Here is a 16,533-nt window from a genome sequence, read left to right as displayed (position 1 = left end):
GCGAAGCGTTGGCCGTTGGTGCGGTCGAAGCCGTCTTCGGCGAAGCGTTGGCCGTTGGTGCGGTCGAAGCCGTCTTCGGCGAAGCGTTGGCCATTGGTGCGGTCGAAGCCGTCTTCGGCAAAGCGTTGGCCGTTGGTGCGGTCAGAACCATCTTCTGCGTAGCTGTTCGACTGGCTCTGGATGGCGGCGAAGGTGTGGGCGCTGGTACGGCTGAAACCGTCTTCGGCGAAAGCGCCAGTGGTCAGAACCGAGAGGGTCAGGGCGAGGATCAGTTTGTTTTTCATGGTCGTTGCTCCGGTGGATCAGTGGGTTGTTTGTTTCTATGGGTTCAATGCTACGCCGATTAAGTTGATTAAAAAGCGCAAAAAACAGCGCAAAATAATCGATCATTTCGATTGTTACGGGCGCGCTTGTCCTTGGTCGAAAGCAGTACCTGGCTATATCAGGCCGTGCGATCGGTGCGGCTTTTTCAGTTGGCCAAGCATGGCGGGTGGGAATTAATGCCGAATTAACAGCTCACGAGCATTCGTCGTGCGCGACAAACGCTTTTTTCATGCAACTCCAACCGTTTTTTCAGACAACGCTCTTCACCATCGCCGCACTTAACACCTGGAGCGGCACAACGATGAACAAACTCCCGCAAATCACCCTGGCCTTCTGGGTCATGAAGATCTGCGCAACCACACTTGGCGAGACGGCGGGCGACCTGCTGTCCATGACCCTGAATATCGGTTATGCGATGAGCTCGCTGCTGTTGATCAGCGTGTTTCTGCTGACCCTGGTCACCCAGCTCTACTCGCGCCGCTACAACCCGATGCTCTATTGGCTGGTGATCCTTTCCACCAGTACTGCCGGCACCACCATGTCCGACTTCATGGACCGCACCCTGGGGCTGGGTTATGCAACAGGCTCGGCGCTGCTGATCGGCATCCTGCTGCTGACCTTCGCCGTGTGGCGCATGAGCGGCAACCCGCTGGATGTCACCCGTATCAAGAACCGCAGCGGTGAGCTGTTCTATTGGGTGGCGATCCTGTTCTCCAACACCCTCGGCACTGCGCTGGGCGACTACCTGGCCGACGATTCGGGGCTGGGCTTCGCCGGCGGTGCGCTGCTGATCGGCTCGGCAATCGCCGTGGTGGCGGCTGCCCGCTACTGGACGAAGATCTCCGGCGTGGTGCTGTTCTGGATCGCCTTCGTGCTCACTCGCCCATTCGGTGCGACCCTGGGCGACGTGCTGACCAAGCCCCACGAGAAAGGCGGCCTGGACTTCGGTACCGTGGGTTCGTCGATGGTGCTGGGCGGGGTGCTGCTGGTGCTGGTGCTGGCGGCCACCTACTACCAGCGTCGTGAGCCGCAGCGGGCGATGGAGATGTCCTGAGTGACGCGTTATTCGGCTCACAGCCAATAAAAAGGGGCGCCCCGTCAGCCGGAGCGCCCCTTGTTCATTGCCGTGCAGCCGATCAGTCAGTGGTGATCCGCGAATGCTGCTTGGTGTCCTTCATGGTCGCGTAGACCAGCAGCGAGCAGGCGATGCAGCCGGTGACGTACCAGTAGAAGCCGGTTTCCATGCCGATGCTCTTGAACCACAGGGCCACGTACTCGGCAGTACCGCCGAAGATCGATACGGTCAGCGCGTACGGCAGGCCGACGCCCAGGGCGCGGATTTCGGTGGGGAACAGCTCGGCTTTGACCACGGCGTTGATCGAGGTGTAGCCGCTGACGATGATCAGCGCGGCCATGATCAGGAAGAACGCGCCCCACCAGGTCTGGATGGTGTGCAGGGTGCTGAGGATCGGTACGGTGAACAGGGTGCCGAGCACGCCGAAGGCGATCAGGATCGGGCGACGGCCGATCTTGTCGGACAGCCCGCCGATGATCGGCTGCAGGCACATGAACAGGAACAGCGTGGCCGCCGAGATGGTGGTCGAGTCGCTGATGCTCATGCCCACGGTGTTGACCAGGTACTTCTGCATGTAGGTGGTGTAGGTGTAGAAGGCCAGGGTGCCGCCCATGGTCAGGCCGACCACGGTCAGCAGTTCCTTGGGGTGGCGCATCAGGGTGCGCATCAGGCTCTCTTTGGACTTTTCCTTCTTGGTGAAGGAGGCGGTCTCTTCCATGCCACGGCGCAGGTACAGGGCAACCACTGCGCACAGGGCGCCGATCACGAAGGGTACACGCCAGCCCCAGGCATACAGCTCTTCGGTGGTCAGTGTGTTCTGCAGGATGATCAGCACCGCCAGGGCGATGAGCTGGCCGGAAATCAGGGTCACGTACTGGAAGCTGGAGAAGAAGCCACGGCGTTCCTTGCTGGCCATCTCGCTGAGGTAGGTGGCCGAGGTGCCGTATTCACCGCCTACCGACAGGCCTTGCATCAGGCGCGCGACCACCAGCAGGACCGGTGCGGCAACGCCGATGGTCTCGTAGCCGGGGGTGAGGGCAATGACCAGGGAGCCGGCGCACATCAGCAGCACCGAAGCCATCAGCGCGGCCTTGCGGCCTTTGCGGTCGGCGTAGATGCCCATCAGCCAGCCGCCGATCGGGCGCATCAGGAAGCCCACGGCGAAGATCGCGGCGGTGTTGAGCAGTTGTGCGGTGGTGTCGCCGGCCGGGAAGAAGGCCTTGGCGAAGTACAGGGAAAATGCAGCGTAGACGTACCAGTCGTACCATTCGACCATGTTGCCGATGGAACCACTGAAGATCGACTTGAGGCGGCTGGCGGTGGTTTTCTCCGCGGCGGCCGCTCCGGCGGGCAGAGTGCTGGCGTTATCCATCAGGGATACCTTCTCGTTGTTTTTGTGGAGCGCGCTTGGGGCGCAGCTTGAGAAGGGTTTTGCAGGAGCTGTGCCAAATGGGGGCGGGGTGATCCATTTGAGGGCATCGCGGGGCAAGCCCGCTCCCACGCAGGCCATGTATCACCTGCGTTATAGCGATCACTGTGGGAGCGGGCTTGCCCCGCGATGGGGTCGCAACCAACCCATCGTATGAGCGGTTTTTCGCTCATTTAGCCCAATCGATAAGCGGAAATCCGCTCATTCGCTGCCGAGAAAGTCCTCACGCACCAGCCCATGCCGCTGCATCTTTTCGTTCAGCGTACGCCGTGGCAGCTGCAACGCTTCCATCACCCCCTTGATCTCACCCTTGTGCTGGCGCAGCGCCGCACGCAGACATTGGGCTTCGAAGGCCTCCATCTGCTCGCCCAGCGACTGCCCGCCAGGCAGGCTCTCAAGGTTCGGCGAATCCAGCCCCAGGGCATGACGCTCGGCCGCATTGGCCAGCTCACGCACATTGCCCGGCCAGTCGTGGGCCAGCAGTTGCGCCAAGCGTCCTCCACTGACCGGTGGGGCTTGGCGGCCCAGGCGTTCGGCAGCCGTGCGGGCGAAGTGTTCGAACAGCAGCGGGATGTCTTCGCGCCGCTCGCGCAGCGGTGCCAGGCGCAGTTCGGCCACGTTGAGGCGGTACGCCAGGTCTTCGCGAAAGCGCCCGGCACGGGCCTCTTCCAGCAGGTCGGGCTTGGTCGCGGCAATGATGCGCAAGTCGACGGCGATGCTCTGGTTGGCCCCCAGGCGCTCAAGCTTCTGTTCCTGGATCACCCGCAGCAGCTTGGCCTGCTGGGCCAACGGCATGCTTTCGATTTCGTCGAGGAACACGGTGCCACCGTTGGCGTATTCCAGCTTGCCGATGCGTTTGCCCTGGGCGCCGGTGAACGCGCCGCTCTCATGGCCGAACAGCTCGGCCTCGAACAGGGTTTCGGGGATCGCCGCGCAATTGAGCGCGACGAAGGGCTTGTCTGCGCGCGGGCCGAAATCGTGCAGGCAGCGCGCCACTCGCTCCTTGCCGCTGCCGGTCTCGCCACGGATCAGCACGTTCACCGGCAGGCTGGCCAGGTCCAGCACCTGCCGGCGCAACTGTTGCAGCCCCTGGGACATGCCGAGCAGGCTGGTTTCGAGCTGCGCCTTGAGGTCGGCCTGCTCATGCAGGCGACGGTTCTCCAGGACCAGCCGGCGTTTTTCCAGGGCACGGCCGAGGCTGCCCAGCAGGTGCTGCGGGGTGAAGGGTTTTTCCAGGAAGTCGTAGGCGCCGTTGCGCATCGCCTCCACCGCCATCGGCACATCACCATGGCCGGTGAGCAGGATCACCGGCAGGTCGGGGTCATCCTGTTGCAGCCGTTCCAGCAGTTGCATGCCGGAGAGCCCGGGCATGCGCACGTCGCTGAGGATCACCCCGGGGAAATTGCGCGGCAGCTGCGCCAGGCAATCCTCGCCACGGGCGAACAGTTGCACGCTGAAGCCCGACAGGCTCAGCCACTGTTCCACGGCGGTGCGGATACTGGCTTCGTCATCGACGACGATCACTGAATTCAACATACCGGCTCCAGGTCGCGGGGTAGCGTCAGGCTGAAACGCGCGCCGCCCGGCAGGTTTTCGACCTGCAGGCAGCCGCCGGCATCGACCACGATGCCGTAGGAAATAGCCAGGCCCAGGCCCAGCCCTTCACCCACAGGCTTGGTGGTGAAGAATGGGTCGAACACCTTGGCCAGGTCGGCCGGCTCGATACCGCCACCGGAGTCGAGCACGCTCAGGCGCCACTGGCCATCGTCGAGTTCGATGCGGATCTCCAGGCGTTTGTAGCGCTTGTCGGCCATGGCGTCGAGGGCGTTGCGCAGCAGGTTGATCAGCACCTGCTCCAGGCGGATCGCATCGCCGCGGACCCAGGCCGGGCGGGCCAGGTACAGCGCCACGTCGACCGCTTCGGCGTGGATGCGCGCCTCGAGCAGGTGCAGCGCCTGGTCGACCACCGTGGCCAGGTCCAGGCGCTCGCGCAGGCCGCCGGGGCTGTTGCGGGCGAAGGTCTTCAGGTGGCCGGTGAGCGCGGCCATGCGCGTGAGCATCTGCTCCAACGGCTCGAGGGCCTGGCGCGCCTGGTCGTAACGGCCATGGTCGAGCAGCAGGCGCAGGGTTTCCAGCTGCATGCGCTGGGTGGTCAAGGGCTGGTTGATTTCGTGGGCCAGGGCGGCGGACATCTGCCCCAGCGCCGCCAGCTTGGCCGATTGCACCAGGCCTTCCTGGGCGGTGCGCAGTTCGCGGGTACGCTCCTCGACCTGGCGCTTGAGCTCTTCGCGGCTGCGCTGGCGCAGGCGGGCCAGGCGCAGGCGCTGGCTGACGAACAGCGCGGCGAACACCAGGGTCAGCCAGATCGCGGCAGCGGCCAGGGCGGCGTTGCGGCCATCCTCGGCGACCTGCGGCTTGCGCAGCAGGTGCAGGGTCCAGCCTTCGGCTTCCAGCGGCAGGCTTTCCCACAGGTATTCGGCGGCGCCGTCGGGGCCCTGTACGCGGGTCAGGTGGCTGTTGTCGGCAAAGCGGGTCAGGGCCTGGTGCTGCAGGGGCACCAGCGGCTGCTTGTCGTACTGGCGGGTTTCAGCCAGTTCGGCGCGATCGGCGCCGCTCAGCGGTTGCAGTTCGCGGTAGCGCCAGCCGTCCTGGTTGGCGATGAAGGTGATGCCACGGGCGTCGCTGACCAGCAGGATATCGCTGCCCTGGCGCCACTCGCGTTCAAGTTCGGGGAACTCCAGCTTGACCACCATGGCGCCGAGGAAGCGGCCATGTTCGTCGTTGACCGCGCTGGCCAGGAAATAGCCCGGCACGCCGCTGGTCACGCCGACCGCGTAGAAGCGGCCGCTGCCCTGGCTGCGGGTCTGTTTGAAATAGGGGCGAAAGCCGTAGTTGGAGCCGACATAGGTGGTCGGCAGGCGCCAGTTGCTGGCCGCGATGGCCAGGCCGGTACGGTCGAGCAGTTCCAGGGTGGAGGAATTGGCGGCGCCGTTGATGCGCTCGAGCTTGTGGTTCAGGGCATTTTGCACCGAGTCGGTAACCGGGCCGCGCAGGGCGTCGATCAGCTCCGGGTCCAGCGCCAGTACCGCAGGCAGGGCGCGGTAACGCTCGATCAGGGTGTGCAGGTTGTTGGCGTACAGGCCCAGCTGTTGGCTGGCCCGCTGCGCGTCGGCCCGCATGGCCTCGCGCTTGGCCTGGTGCATGGCCCAGCCGGCGCTGAGGCCGGTGCCGACCAGGATCAGCAGGATGATCAGCCCCAGACGCAGGGCGCGGAAGGAAGAGGGCATGGGGCGGATCCGGGATTTCGGTTGTTCGTGTCGCCCTGATCGCGGGGCAAGCCCGCTCCCACGCGGTCATCGTGGGAGCGGGCTTGCCCCGCGATCAGGGCGAACCTGGCTTACAGCAGCTCGAAGCTCTGCTGCTGCACCGCCTGCGAGTCCAGGCCGATCTGTACATTGAACTGACCCGGCTCGGCCACGCGCTGCAGCTGGCCATTGTAGAACTTCAGGTCTTCTTCACTGATGTCGAAGGTCACGGTACGTGCTTCGCCGGCCTTGAGCATCAGTTTCTGGAAGTTCTTCAGTTCTTTCACCGGGCGGCTCATCGACGCGCTCTGGTCCTGCAGGTACAGCTGCACCACGGTCTCGCCGTCACGTTTGCCTGTGTTCTTCACCGTGATCTTGGCCTTGAGGGTTTCGCCGCGCTTGAGTTCGGTGCGTGAGAGGGTCAGGTCCGTCAGGTCGAAGCTGGTGTAGCTCAGGCCGTAGCCGAACGGGTACAGCGGGCCGTTGGGCTCCTCGAAGTACTGCGAGGTGTAGTTGCCCGGCTTGCCAGGAGTGAACGGACGGCCGATGCGCAGGTGGTTGTAGTACATCGGGATCTGCCCGACCGAGCGCGGGAAGGTGATGGCCAGGCGGCCCGACGGGTTGTAGTCGCCGAACAGCACGTCGGCGATGGCGTTGCCGCCTTCGGTACCGCTGAACCAGGTTTCCAGCAGGGCATCGGCCTGTTCACGTTCCCAGGCGATCGACAGTGGGCGGCCGTTCATCAGCACCAGCACCAGTGGTTTGCCGGTGGCCTTGAGGGCCTTGATCAGGTCGCGCTGCACCGCCGGGATTTCCAGGGTGGTGCGGCTCGACGATTCGTGGGACATGCCACGGGACTCACCGACCACGGCCACCACCACGTCGGCCTGCTGGGCGGCCTTGACCGCTTCGTCGATCAGCACGGCGGCTGGGCGCAGGTCGTTGACGATTTCCGGGGCATCGAAGTTGAGGAAGTTGAGATAGTCGAACATGGCCTTGTCGCCGGTCACGTTCGAGCCTTTGGCGTAGACCAGCTTGGCCTTGCCCTCGACGGCGCGGCGCAGGCCTTCGCGCACGGTGACCGAGTGCTGTGGCTTACCGTCGGCGGCCCAGCTGCCCATCATGTCGATGGGGGCGTCGGCCAGTGGGCCGACCAGGGCGATGGTGCCGGCCTTCTTCAGCGGCAGGGTCTGCTCGCGGTTCTCCAGCAGCACCAGGCTGCGGCGTGCCACGTCGCGGGCGGCGTCGCGGTGCAGGCGGTTCTCGGCGTAGTAGTCGGCAAGGTCGGTTTCAGGTTTGCCCATGCGCACGTACGGGTCCTTGAACAGGCCCATGTCGTATTTGGCGCCCAGCACTTCGCGCACCGCCTGGTTCAGTTCGCCCTGGGTCACTTCGCCGGACTTGAGCAGGCCTGGCAGTTCTTCGCCGTACAGGGTGTCGTTCATGCTCATGTCGATGCCGGCCTTGATCGCCAGCTTGGCCGCTTCGCGACCGTCGCGGGCCACGCCATGGCGGATCAGCTCCTGGATGGCGCCGTGGTCGCTGATGGTCACGCCCTTGAAGCCCCACTCCTTGCGCAGCAGGTCGTTCATCAGCCATGTGTTGGAGGTGGCCGGCACGCCGTTGATCGAGTTCAGCGCCACCATGACACCCCCCGCGCCGGCGTCCAGCGCGGCGCGGTAGGGCGGCAGGTATTCGTTGTACATCTTCGGCAGGCTCATATCGACCGTGTTGTAGTCGCGCCCGCCTTCCACCGCGCCATACAGGGCGAAGTGCTTGACGATGGCCATGATGCTGTCGGGCTCGGCCGGGCTCTTGCCCTGGAACGACTTGACCATCACTTGGCCGATCCGCGAGGTGAGGTAGGTGTCTTCGCCGAAGCCTTCACTGGTGCGGCCCCAGCGCGGGTCGCGGGCGATGTCGACCATCGGCGCGAAGGTCATGTCCAGCGAGTCGGCGGCGGCCTCGATGGCCGAGGTACGGCCGACCTTGGCGATGGCGTCCATGTCCCAGGTCGCGGCCAGGCCCAGGCCGATCGGGAAGATGGTGCGCTCGCCATGGATGGTGTCGTAGGCGAAGAACATCGGGATCTTCAGGCGGCTGCGCATGGCGGCGTCCTGCATCGGCCGGTTCTCGGGGGCGGTGCGCGAGTTGAAGGTGCCGCCGATGCGCCCGGCGGCAATCTCTTCGCGGATCTTCTCGTGGGGCATTTCGGGGCCGATGCTGATCAGGCGCAGCTGGCCGATCTTTTCGGCCTCGGTCATCTGGCTGACCAGATGGTCGATGAATGCCTGCTTGTCTTGCAGGGGCGGGGCGGAGGGGGCGGCAAGGGCCGCCTGACTGGCAAGGCCCATGGCCAGGCCCAGCAAAGACAGTTTCATCATCAATTCCGTTGTTGAGTAGGGCGGTTGGCCGAGAGGTTTCGTACGCCTGTTGTTATGCGGTCCGCTGGCGATTTTATGGATCATTCGTCCATGATCCGACGCAGCCGCGGATTATGCCTTATATGGAGCGCTTGTTGAGATACACTCTCGCCACCCCGATGCCGGGATAACAATGATAAGAACGCTCAAGAGACGATGGCATGACCGAATACGAACAGCGCCAGATCGCCGAGGCGATTGCACGCGTCGAGCGGCGCACCGACGCGGAGCTGGTGACCGTGCTGGCGCGCCGCGCCGACGACTACCCCTATCTACCCCTGCTCTGGGCGGCGCTGCTGGCGCTGGTCATTCCGTTGCTGCTGCACCGCTGGCAGGGCGGGATCGGCCTCAACGGCCTGTTGCTGGCGCAGATGCTCACCTTTGTTGCCTTGTGTCTGTTGCTGCGCCATCCACGCCTGGCCGCCTGGGTGGTGCCGGCGATACTGCGTCGGCGACGGGCTTCCGGGCTTGCCCGGCAGCAGTTTCTCGAACTCAACCTGCAGCGCACCGCCGGGGCTACCGGGGTGCTGATTTTTGTCAGCGAGGCCGAGCGGCATGTCGAGATCCTGGTCGATGAAGGGATCGCCCGGCACCTGCCGCCTCAGGCCCGCGAAGCGATCGTCGCGCGGTTCACCGAGCAGGTCTGCCAGGGCCGTACCTTGCAAGGTTTCGTGGAATGCATCGAGGCGTGCGGCGAACTGCTCAGCGAGCATGTACCGCCTACCCACGCGCGCAACGAGTTGCCCAATCGCCTGGTGATCCTCGATTGAGCCGCGCCCATCGCGAAAACCTTCGCGATGGGCGGCCAGCGACGTAGAATGCGCGGCATTGCGCAACGCGCTCCCCGCATTCCGAGGCACCCGCTCCCCATGTCGTCGACTACTTCCGCCCCCATCGCGCCGGATGCGCGCGCCCAGTTCCTGAGCCTGCTGGCCGACGCCCTGGCCGATGGCAGCCTGGCCAAACTGGTGCTGGCCCGCCACGTGGGGGCCGACCAGACCCTGCAGCGGATCATCGCCAAACCGGTGCAGCTCAAGGGTGAGGCCTGCCTGCAACTGGTCTACCGCCACCAGACCCGCGACATTACCCGCAACCTGCCATTGGGCCAGGCGCAGGCACTGGTGGCCGAACTGCTGCCGGAGAGCTTTCGCAACGCTCACCTGTTCACCGGTGCGGGTGAAGTGCAACTGGAGTTCAGCAAGAAGGGCAAGCCGATGCTGCGCCGCCACCTGGCCCAGCAGGCACCCCGTGAAGCGGCGGCAGGTGGGCATGACCGTGAGAAGAAGCGTTATCTGGAACTGTCGCGCCCCTTCCTGCGCGATCTTGGGGTGACCGACGCGCAAGGCGCGTTGATCCCGTCGATGTCGCGCAAGTGGAAGCAGATCAACAAGTTCATCGAGGTCTTCGACCACGCCCTGGCCAGCGCGCCGGTGGCGGCCGATCAGGCCTTGCGGGTGGCCGACTTCGGCTCGGGCAAGGGCTACCTGACGTTCGCCATGCACGACTACCTGCGCAACACCCTCGGGCGTGAGGCACAGGTCACTGGCGTCGAGCTGCGCCCGGATATGGTCGAGCTGTGCAACGCCGCTGCCGCGCGCCTTGAGCACCCGGGGTTGGTGTTCGAGTGCGGTGACGTGCGCAGCGTGGTGCCGGAGGCCATCGAGGTGATGATTGCCCTGCATGCCTGCGACATCGCCACCGACTACGCCATCCACACCGGCATCCGCTGCAACGCGGCGATCATCATGTGCTCGCCGTGCTGCCACAAGCAGATCCGCCCGCAACTGCACAGCCCAGGGCTGCTGCAGCCGATGCTGCAGTACGGCCTGCACCTTGGGCAGCAGGCCGAGATGCTCACCGATAGCCTGCGTGCGCTGTACCTCGAGGCCTGCGGCTACGAGACCAAGGTCTTCGAGTTCATCTCGCTGGAGCACACCAACAAGAACAAGATGATTCTTGCGGTGAAGCGCAAACAGCCCGTAGAGGCGGGGGCGCTGCTGGAGAAGATTGCGCAGCTCAAGGCGTTCTATGGGGTGCAGGAGCATTGCCTGGAGACGTTGTTGCGTGGGGATGGGTTGATCGCCAGGTAAGCACAACGTGTTGAGCGCCATTCCCCAAAGTATGTAAGACGCCTCCCAAGCGCGTTTGGCGGCCGATATTGGTGTCGTGAGGTCTGTAGTGTGGTGGTCATTCATGCTCATTGGTTGTCATTTGACAACCAATGATTGAGTGCCCACACTGGAGAACATTCGATGCCGCGCCTCAGTCACGCCAAGAAAGAGGTCGAGCAGGCCTTGAGGCACGCTGAGTACCATGGATGGAGAGTCGTTGCGGGTGGAGGGCACTGTTGGGGAAAGATGTATTGCCCCTTCAACGATGCTGATTGTCGATGCGGCGAGCTTTGCGTCACCAGCATCTGGAGCACCCCGAAGAACCCAGGCAATTTCGCGCGTCAGCTAAGGCGCGTGGTGGACAATTGCACTGGAGCCCGTAATACCGATACCGCAGTGAAGGCGGGTGAGGAGCAGTGACTATGGAATTCGAGTTCACCCTCAAGTACCAACTGGTCGAAGACGAAGATATGGACGCGCTCCTCGAGCGCCTGGCCGAAGCGGGTTGCGACGACGCCTTGGTCGGCATTGGCTTGCCCGGTCGCCTGTCGCTGGAGTTTGTACGGGAGTCGCCCAGTGCCGAGGAGGCGATCGAGAGCGCGCTCAGGGATGTTCGCAAAGCAGTGCCGGGTGCACGACTGATAGAGGCGACGCCAGACCTTGTCGGGCTGACCGATGTGGCAGAGATCGTCGGCGTGTCGCGCCAGAACATGCGCAAGTTGATGCTGGCGCATATGCACAGTTTCCCAACGCCCATGCATGAAGGCAGTACGTCGCTCTGGCATCTCGCCGATGTGCTGGCCTGGCTGCAGGCGAGGGGCAGCTACGACATAGGCCAGCAGACGCTGGACCTGGCTCGGGTCGCGATGACCGTCAATGTATCAAGCGCTCATGCACGGATCTTCAAGGGTTCGATGGCTTTGGCTTAATGAAGGCATGCCGTTGGCGGCACCCTCAGCGGCGTCCTGTCGGCACCTCGATCGCCAACTCTCCCAGCCCTAGGGGATGCGTACTGGCATCGAAGAAATGCAGCGCAGTCCCCGCCAGATCACCGAACCGCTCGATGAAGTGCTGCTTCTGATTGAGCACCGACGCCTCGCTCAATGGCCGGATGGCAATCAAAAGGTGCGCCGGCTGCGCCTGCCGAATGGCGTCGAGCAGGTGTTGGTCGCTGCTGTCCAGATGCTGGCCGAACAGGCATAGCCCTTCGTGCTCATTTGCCAGTTGGCCCAGACACCATGACAGGTAATCCGAGTTGCGGATCGCGCGCAGTTTCTCCTCGCTACGGTACTCGTTGACGAACAACGGCACCTCGCCGGGAATGTTCACGGCAAAACCGTCCAGCAACTCGGCGCATTCGGCACTGCGCTGGCGGCTGGAGCCGTCCGGCAGCTTGAGCAGGTGCAGGCCGCCATGCAGGTGCATCACTCGGGTGCCTTCGCTGCGGGTGCGGCGCACGTCGAAGAAGCCCTGCTCGTCGAACAGCGTGGCAAATCCCTGTGGAGCATGCTGCACGGCCCACGGCAGGACCAGGTCGTAGTTGCTGGTGTAGACGCTGCGAAAGCCACGCAAGGCCTGGTTGATCGAGGCCAGGGTAGCCGCCGGCATCAGTGCCCACGGCAGGTGTACAGTGCGCACAGCGTGAATCAGCGCTTCCTTGATCGAGTAGTAGCGGTTCAGCGGCGCGGTGGAGTTGATGGCCAGCGCGGCGTTGGCGCGGACGGTGTGGTTGAGGGTGCTCAGCAGCGGTTCGAACAGCTCTGTGCCGAGCGACTTGAACAGCGCCTGGTCACTGACCGCCAGGCCTTTCTTGCGGCCGGCGCGCTGGGCCTCTTCGTACAACGAGAAGTAGCCGAACGGTTTCCACAACGCCCGGCTGGCACCATTGCCCAGCAACAGGGCGGTGCAAGGGTGGCGCTGGTTGAGGTCGGCCCAGGCGGGCAAGTGGGCGTCGAGTGCGGGCATGGGCGGTCCGTTGGGCGTGGCTCAAAACGCGGCGACTTTAGCATGTCATGCAACCTGTGCGAGGCATGCTGCGCGCAGATACCGGCGCAGCAGCTATGGCGCAATTTTCAATGCGACAAGGCCTTGAGCACGTGATCTGGGTCGTTGTGGATGGCCCTCAGCAGCGCCTTGGCAGGCCCCGTGGGCTCCCGGCGCCCCTGTTCCCAGTTACGCAGGGTCGCGACTTGCACATCGATCATCTCGGCGAAACGAACCTGTGACAAACCGGTGGCCTTGCGGATTTCCCGGACTTGCAGGGCGTCGATTTCGAACTGGCGCGAGGGTTGGCGTTTGCGTTGGATGATTTCATCCATTTCTACAACGCTTTGCATCAGCTCGTCGAAGAGGCGGCTCATGGGTATCTCCAGTTTTCGATGACGGATTTCAAAGCCTTGCGCTGTTCGGCGGATAGCTCCGTTTGTTCATTCTTCGCAAAGATGTAGAGCAAGGTGATATGTGACCTTGCCGTGAAGTGGTAGTAGATGACTCTGGCACCACCTCGCTTGCCGTGGCCGTTCGCAGGGACGCGGATTTTGCGCAGGCCGCCGGTTCCTTCGATGACATCCCCTGCATCGGGGGATATCAAAAGACGAACCTGCAACAACCTGTAGGTTTCGTCGTCGAGCAGCTCTTTTGCGCGCTTGGTAAAGACAGCGGTTTCGGTAAAAAGCATAGCAGGGTGTACGCCATTGGCGCAGTCACTTTTTACCAGCGATGCGCGTAGAGTGGAATGCTCGAAAGGCTACCTTCTCGCCGACACGGTACTGCATCGCTCCGCTCTGACAACGATGTAGGCGCCTTCTTCTACTTGTCGGCGGATTCCCTGCTCGTCCTCTTTCGCCATACCCGATACTTGCGGCCGGCACGCTGGGCTTCTTCGTACAACGAAAGTAGCCGAACGGTTTCCACAACGCCCGACTGGCACCGTTGCCCAGCAACAGGGCGGTGCAAGGGGGGCGCTGGTTGAGTTCGGCCCAGGCGGGCAAGTGGGCGTCGAGTGCTGGCATGGGCGGTCCGTTGGGCGTGGCTAAAAACGCGGCGACTTTCGCATGTCGGGCCAACTGTTCGGGCCAACTGTGCGACGCTCGCCGCTCAGGGAAGCCCCGATGGCGCACAGCAATCGTTGATGGCAGAGTGCCTACCCCCTGCGCGCCCGCGCGGGCGACCCAACACAAGGAACTAGTGTGAAAATCAGCAATCTGGCCGTGTTGGCCGGCAGTCTCTTCCTGGCCTCGGGTGCCCATGCCCAGGACATTTCCACGCTGTATCAGGTCTATGAGCAAAAGGGCTATTCCACGCTGAGCATGGAGGAGCTGAACCAGTCTGTGCAGATCACTGCGGTGGCACTGGGTGTCTCGACCAACCTCAAGGGCGCGCCGATCCTTGCTGCCGGTAACGATGAGGGCTACGAACTGGCCCGCCTCAACGGTGCCGACGAGGCTCAGCAGGCGTTGATGAGGGCGATGCGCCCTGGCCAGAAATTCGACGCGCAGTGCGTGCTGCAGTTCACCTCTGGCAGTGACTTCATGGCGTTCGAGCAATGCACGTTCAACTGAACAAGGATGGTTTCATGAAAGGATCGCTTCGCTTCATCACGCTGGTCGGCAGCCTGACTGCGTTCAACGCCATGGCCGCCGATTCGGCCCAGGTTGCCTTGTTCACGGCGCTGGCGCAGTGCCAGGCCAATGCGCAACAGGTGGAGGCGTTCAATCAGCTGGCCGATAGCGGCCAATTGACCTTCACCAAGGACGAAGCCCACAGCCCGTGGGGTGGTGCTGCCTGGCAGGTTACGCCGGCGTTGAGCATCAATGGCGTGTCGTCCGCCACGCTGGTGATGACCGACCGCTACAGCTTCTACCTGCAGACCAGCAGCAGCGCGCCGCTGGCCGATGCGGCCAAGCTCGCCAGCGCCCTTAAACTGAAGAAGACGCTCGATACCGACGGCTACGTCGACTATCAGCGAGTGCTCGACAGCAAGGGCACTTTGCGGGTGGTTTCGACCGAAGACAAGGCGCGTGACCTTTACGTCGGCTGCAGCTATCCGCAGGCCTGAGGCCGCTGCGCAATTGCAGGCTCGGATCTCCCGGGCCTTCGCTGAGCGAGGGCTTGCTTGGGGCTACAGCATCCGCTTCGTGCAATGCTGTAGCCCTTGTCTCTCAAAGGTCCACTGGCGCTTGCCGATTTCTGTTGCGCCATACCCGATAAGCCCTGATCCCTGCTCGCACCGAACCGAACAGCAATTTGTCCTCCATTTCCCGCGCCATCCCCGAGCGCACCAGCATGCGCAGGAAGGTGCCGCGTGCGCGGGCGATGGCGAAGTGGATGCCCTGGGCGGTGAGGGTGTCGCGCACCTCGCGCAGGGCGGCGATGCCGCTGACGTCGATGCTGGTCACGGCCTCGGCGTCGAACAGCACCGCCTGGGGTTTGTCCACGCCCTGCACGGCTTCCAGCAGGCGCATCTTGAAGTAGTCGGCGTTGAAGAACAGGATCGCGTCGTCGAAGCGATACACCACCAGGCCCGGCACGGTGCGGGCGTCCTTGTGCTGGCGTACGTCCACCTGTCCCTCGACACCCGGCAGCCAGCCGAGTACCGCGTCGGTCGGCTGGTAGATGCTGTAGAGCAGGCGCAGGATCGCCAGGGTCACGGCAAACACGATGCCCGGCAGCACGCCTAGCCCCAGCACGCCGACCGTGGTCAGCAGGCACAGCCAGAATTCGAAGCGGCTGAGCTTGCGGATGGTCTTCAGCGACTTGATGTCGATCAGCCCCCAACCGGCCATCAGCAGTACCGCGCCCAGCGCCGCCTGTGGGATCCAGGCCATGGGGGCGGTGAAGAACAGCAGGATCAGGGCGATCACCAGGGCGGCGATGATGCCCACCAGCTGGCTCTTGCCGCCGACCATGTCGTTGACCGCGGTGCGCGAGTCGGCGCCGCTGATGGCGAAGCCCTGGGAAATACCGGCGGCCAGATTGCTCACCCCGAGGGCGACGAATTCATGGTTGGCGTTGATTGCATAGCCATGCCGGGCGGCGAAACTGCGGGCGGTGAGCATGGCGCTGCAGAAACTGATGGTGGCGATACCCAGGGCGTCGCGCAGCAGGCTCTTGGTTTCCGCGAGGTTGCTTTGTGGCCAGGCCAGCTCCGGAATGCCCGCCGGTACCGGGCCCAGGATCGCCACACCATAACGGTCCAGGCCGAGCAGCCCGGCCAGGGCGGTGAACACCACTACAGTCACCAGTGCCGCCGGCAGACGCGGGTAGCGGCGGGGCAGCCAGATCAGCAATGCCAGCCCGGCCAGGCCGATCGCCAGGGTCAACCAGTGAATTTCCCCCAGACGCTGGACGAAGTTGATCAGGCTGAGGATGAACCCGTCGCCCTCGATCTTGAAACCCACGACTTTGGACAGTTGCCCGGCAAGTAGGCTGAGGCCGATGCCGTTGAGGTAACCAATCAGGATCGGCCGCGAGAAAAAGCTGGCGATGAAGCCTGCGCGCGCCACCCCGGCGCCGATCAGCATCACGCCCACCAGCACGGTGACGATCACCGACAGCTCGGCGATGCGCTGCGGGTCGCCCATGGCCAACGGGGCCACGGCGCCGCCGATCATCGCGCAAGTGGCGGCATCGGGCCCGACCATCAGTTGCCGCGAACTGCCGATCAGGGCGTAGACCATCATCGGCAACACGCAGGCGTACAAGCCGTACTGGGGCGGCAAGCCAACGATCTGGGCATAGGCGATGGCGATGGGAATCTGGATCGCGGCCACCGACAGGCCCGCCTGCAGGTCGGCGTGGAACCACTCGCGGCGGTAGTGCAGCAGGTTGGCCAGGCCCGGTAGCCAGCGGGAGAGAAACATGCGCA

The 16,533-nt window shown here is 63.8% G+C and carries 16 protein-coding genes and 1 pseudogene; 7 read left to right on the top strand and 10 right to left on the bottom strand.

All coding sequences use genetic code 11. The features are described from left to right. Positions 1 to 284 (bottom strand): heme utilization protein (locus F6X61_RS23770; RefSeq protein ID WP_153788792.1); only part of this gene is annotated, 284 nt, incomplete at its 3' end. A gap of 341 nt (positions 285 to 625) precedes the next feature. On the opposite strand from F6X61_RS23770, the gene F6X61_RS23765 reads away from it, so the two are divergent. Further along, positions 626 to 1,378, top strand: a complete 753-nt coding sequence (locus tag F6X61_RS23765) for a hypothetical protein (RefSeq protein WP_153788791.1) — start codon at positions 626 to 628, stop codon at positions 1,376 to 1,378. A gap of 82 nt (positions 1,379 to 1,460) precedes the next feature. On the opposite strand, the gene F6X61_RS23760 is transcribed toward F6X61_RS23765, so the two are convergent. From F6X61_RS23760 to bglX, 4 genes are all read right to left on the bottom strand, one after another. After that, the gene (locus tag F6X61_RS23760; protein WP_153788790.1) at positions 1,461 to 2,771 is read right to left on the bottom strand and encodes an MFS transporter; all 1,311 of its coding nucleotides are present in this window, start codon (positions 2,769 to 2,771) and stop codon (positions 1,461 to 1,463) included. A 258-nt stretch (positions 2,772 to 3,029) separates the two neighbouring features. After that, a complete protein-coding gene (locus F6X61_RS23755; protein WP_153788789.1) occupies positions 3,030 to 4,364 on the bottom strand; it encodes a sigma-54 dependent transcriptional regulator in 1,335 nt (444 codons plus the stop codon). Beyond that, positions 4,358 to 6,115, bottom strand: a complete 1,758-nt coding sequence (locus tag F6X61_RS23750) for an ATP-binding protein (protein ID WP_153788788.1) — start codon at positions 6,113 to 6,115, stop codon at positions 4,358 to 4,360. Before F6X61_RS23750 ends, F6X61_RS23755 begins: the two co-directional genes overlap by 7 nt. 110 nt (positions 6,116 to 6,225) lie before the next feature. Next, the gene (gene bglX, locus F6X61_RS23745) at positions 6,226 to 8,517 is read right to left on the bottom strand and encodes a beta-glucosidase BglX (protein ID WP_153788787.1); all 2,292 of its coding nucleotides are present in this window, start codon (positions 8,515 to 8,517) and stop codon (positions 6,226 to 6,228) included. Between the two features lie 200 nt (positions 8,518 to 8,717). On the opposite strand from bglX, the gene F6X61_RS23740 reads away from it, so the two are divergent. The 4 genes from F6X61_RS23740 (at position 8,718) to F6X61_RS23725 (ending at position 11,596) form a co-directional block, all read left to right on the top strand. Beyond that, positions 8,718 to 9,326, top strand: coding sequence for a TPM domain-containing protein (locus tag F6X61_RS23740; protein WP_153788786.1), 609 nt, complete (start codon positions 8,718 to 8,720; stop codon positions 9,324 to 9,326). A gap of 99 nt (positions 9,327 to 9,425) precedes the next feature. Continuing rightward, on the top strand, positions 9,426 to 10,646 hold the full coding sequence (locus F6X61_RS23735; protein WP_153788785.1) for an SAM-dependent methyltransferase: 1,221 nt from the start codon (positions 9,426 to 9,428) through the stop codon (positions 10,644 to 10,646). A gap of 162 nt (positions 10,647 to 10,808) precedes the next feature. Continuing rightward, a complete protein-coding gene (locus tag F6X61_RS27360; RefSeq protein ID WP_153788784.1) occupies positions 10,809 to 11,087 on the top strand; it encodes a hypothetical protein in 279 nt (92 codons plus the stop codon). Between the two features lie 2 nt (positions 11,088 to 11,089). Further along, positions 11,090 to 11,596 (top strand): AlpA family transcriptional regulator, encoded by a 507-nt coding sequence (locus F6X61_RS23725; protein ID WP_153788783.1) that lies wholly within the window; start codon positions 11,090 to 11,092, stop codon positions 11,594 to 11,596. A 25-nt stretch (positions 11,597 to 11,621) separates the two neighbouring features. Here the strand turns inward: F6X61_RS23725 and F6X61_RS23720 are convergent, their stop codons facing one another. From F6X61_RS23720 to F6X61_RS27355, 4 genes and pseudogenes are all read right to left on the bottom strand, one after another. Beyond that, on the bottom strand, positions 11,622 to 12,632 hold the full coding sequence (locus F6X61_RS23720) for a DUF4917 family protein (RefSeq protein ID WP_153788782.1): 1,011 nt from the start codon (positions 12,630 to 12,632) through the stop codon (positions 11,622 to 11,624). Between the two features lie 107 nt (positions 12,633 to 12,739). Next, on the bottom strand, positions 12,740 to 13,027 hold the full coding sequence (locus F6X61_RS23715; RefSeq protein WP_153788781.1) for a DNA-binding transcriptional regulator: 288 nt from the start codon (positions 13,025 to 13,027) through the stop codon (positions 12,740 to 12,742). Next, complete coding sequence (locus F6X61_RS23710) at positions 13,024 to 13,344, bottom strand: type II toxin-antitoxin system RelE/ParE family toxin (RefSeq protein WP_153788780.1); 321 nt, start codon at positions 13,342 to 13,344, stop codon at positions 13,024 to 13,026. The genes F6X61_RS23715 and F6X61_RS23710 overlap by 4 nt, the downstream gene beginning before the upstream one ends. A 179-nt stretch (positions 13,345 to 13,523) precedes the next feature. Continuing rightward, positions 13,524 to 13,678: pseudogene (locus F6X61_RS27355) on the bottom strand (DUF4917 domain-containing protein); the annotation flags it as partial. A gap of 177 nt (positions 13,679 to 13,855) precedes the next feature. Between F6X61_RS27355 and F6X61_RS23705 the strand changes: the two are divergent. Then, positions 13,856 to 14,227 carry a hypothetical protein gene (locus tag F6X61_RS23705; protein ID WP_153788779.1) on the top strand — a complete coding sequence of 124 codons (372 nt, stop codon included), beginning with the start codon at positions 13,856 to 13,858 and terminating at the stop codon, positions 14,225 to 14,227. 14 nt (positions 14,228 to 14,241) lie between these two features. Beyond that, positions 14,242 to 14,724, top strand: coding sequence for a hypothetical protein (locus F6X61_RS23700; RefSeq protein ID WP_153788778.1), 483 nt, complete (start codon positions 14,242 to 14,244; stop codon positions 14,722 to 14,724). Between the two features lie 103 nt (positions 14,725 to 14,827). Here F6X61_RS23700 and F6X61_RS23695 read toward each other — a convergent pair whose 3' ends face one another. Next, positions 14,828 to 16,528, bottom strand: a complete 1,701-nt coding sequence (locus F6X61_RS23695) for a SulP family inorganic anion transporter (RefSeq protein WP_153788777.1) — start codon at positions 16,526 to 16,528, stop codon at positions 14,828 to 14,830. Between the last annotated feature and the right edge of the window lie 5 nt (positions 16,529 to 16,533).

Source organism: Pseudomonas sp. EMN2 (assembly GCF_009650555.1).
GTDB classification, from domain to species: Bacteria; Pseudomonadota; Gammaproteobacteria; order Pseudomonadales; family Pseudomonadaceae; genus Aquipseudomonas; species Aquipseudomonas sichuanensis.
The sequence above is the reverse complement of the archived record's forward strand: the minus strand, read 5'-3'. Positions and strand labels throughout refer to the sequence as shown.

What these genes read in the sequence shown, in the direction of transcription:
- F6X61_RS23765 (WP_153788791.1), top strand. Translation starts at nt 626, where the DNA reads ATGAACAAACTCCCGCAAATCACCCTGGCCTTCTGGGTCATGAAGATC.
- F6X61_RS23760 (WP_153788790.1), bottom strand. Translation starts at nt 2,771, where the DNA reads ATGGATAACGCCAGCACTCTGCCCGCCGGAGCGGCCGCCGCGGAGAAA.
- F6X61_RS23755 (WP_153788789.1), bottom strand. Translation starts at nt 4,364, where the DNA reads ATGTTGAATTCAGTGATCGTCGTCGATGACGAAGCCAGTATCCGCACC.
- F6X61_RS23750 (WP_153788788.1), bottom strand. Translation starts at nt 6,115, where the DNA reads ATGCCCTCTTCCTTCCGCGCCCTGCGTCTGGGGCTGATCATCCTGCTG.
- bglX (WP_153788787.1), bottom strand. Translation starts at nt 8,517, where the DNA reads ATGATGAAACTGTCTTTGCTGGGCCTGGCCATGGGCCTTGCCAGTCAG.
- F6X61_RS23740 (WP_153788786.1), top strand. Translation starts at nt 8,718, where the DNA reads ATGACCGAATACGAACAGCGCCAGATCGCCGAGGCGATTGCACGCGTC.
- F6X61_RS23735 (WP_153788785.1), top strand. Translation starts at nt 9,426, where the DNA reads ATGTCGTCGACTACTTCCGCCCCCATCGCGCCGGATGCGCGCGCCCAG.
- F6X61_RS27360 (WP_153788784.1), top strand. Translation starts at nt 10,809, where the DNA reads ATGCCGCGCCTCAGTCACGCCAAGAAAGAGGTCGAGCAGGCCTTGAGG.
- F6X61_RS23725 (WP_153788783.1), top strand. Translation starts at nt 11,090, where the DNA reads ATGGAATTCGAGTTCACCCTCAAGTACCAACTGGTCGAAGACGAAGAT.
- F6X61_RS23720 (WP_153788782.1), bottom strand. Translation starts at nt 12,632, where the DNA reads ATGCCCGCACTCGACGCCCACTTGCCCGCCTGGGCCGACCTCAACCAG.
- F6X61_RS23715 (WP_153788781.1), bottom strand. Translation starts at nt 13,027, where the DNA reads ATGAGCCGCCTCTTCGACGAGCTGATGCAAAGCGTTGTAGAAATGGAT.
- F6X61_RS23710 (WP_153788780.1), bottom strand. Translation starts at nt 13,344, where the DNA reads ATGCTTTTTACCGAAACCGCTGTCTTTACCAAGCGCGCAAAAGAGCTG.
- F6X61_RS23700 (WP_153788778.1), top strand. Translation starts at nt 14,242, where the DNA reads ATGAAAGGATCGCTTCGCTTCATCACGCTGGTCGGCAGCCTGACTGCG.
- F6X61_RS23695 (WP_153788777.1), bottom strand. Translation starts at nt 16,528, where the DNA reads ATGTTTCTCTCCCGCTGGCTACCGGGCCTGGCCAACCTGCTGCACTAC.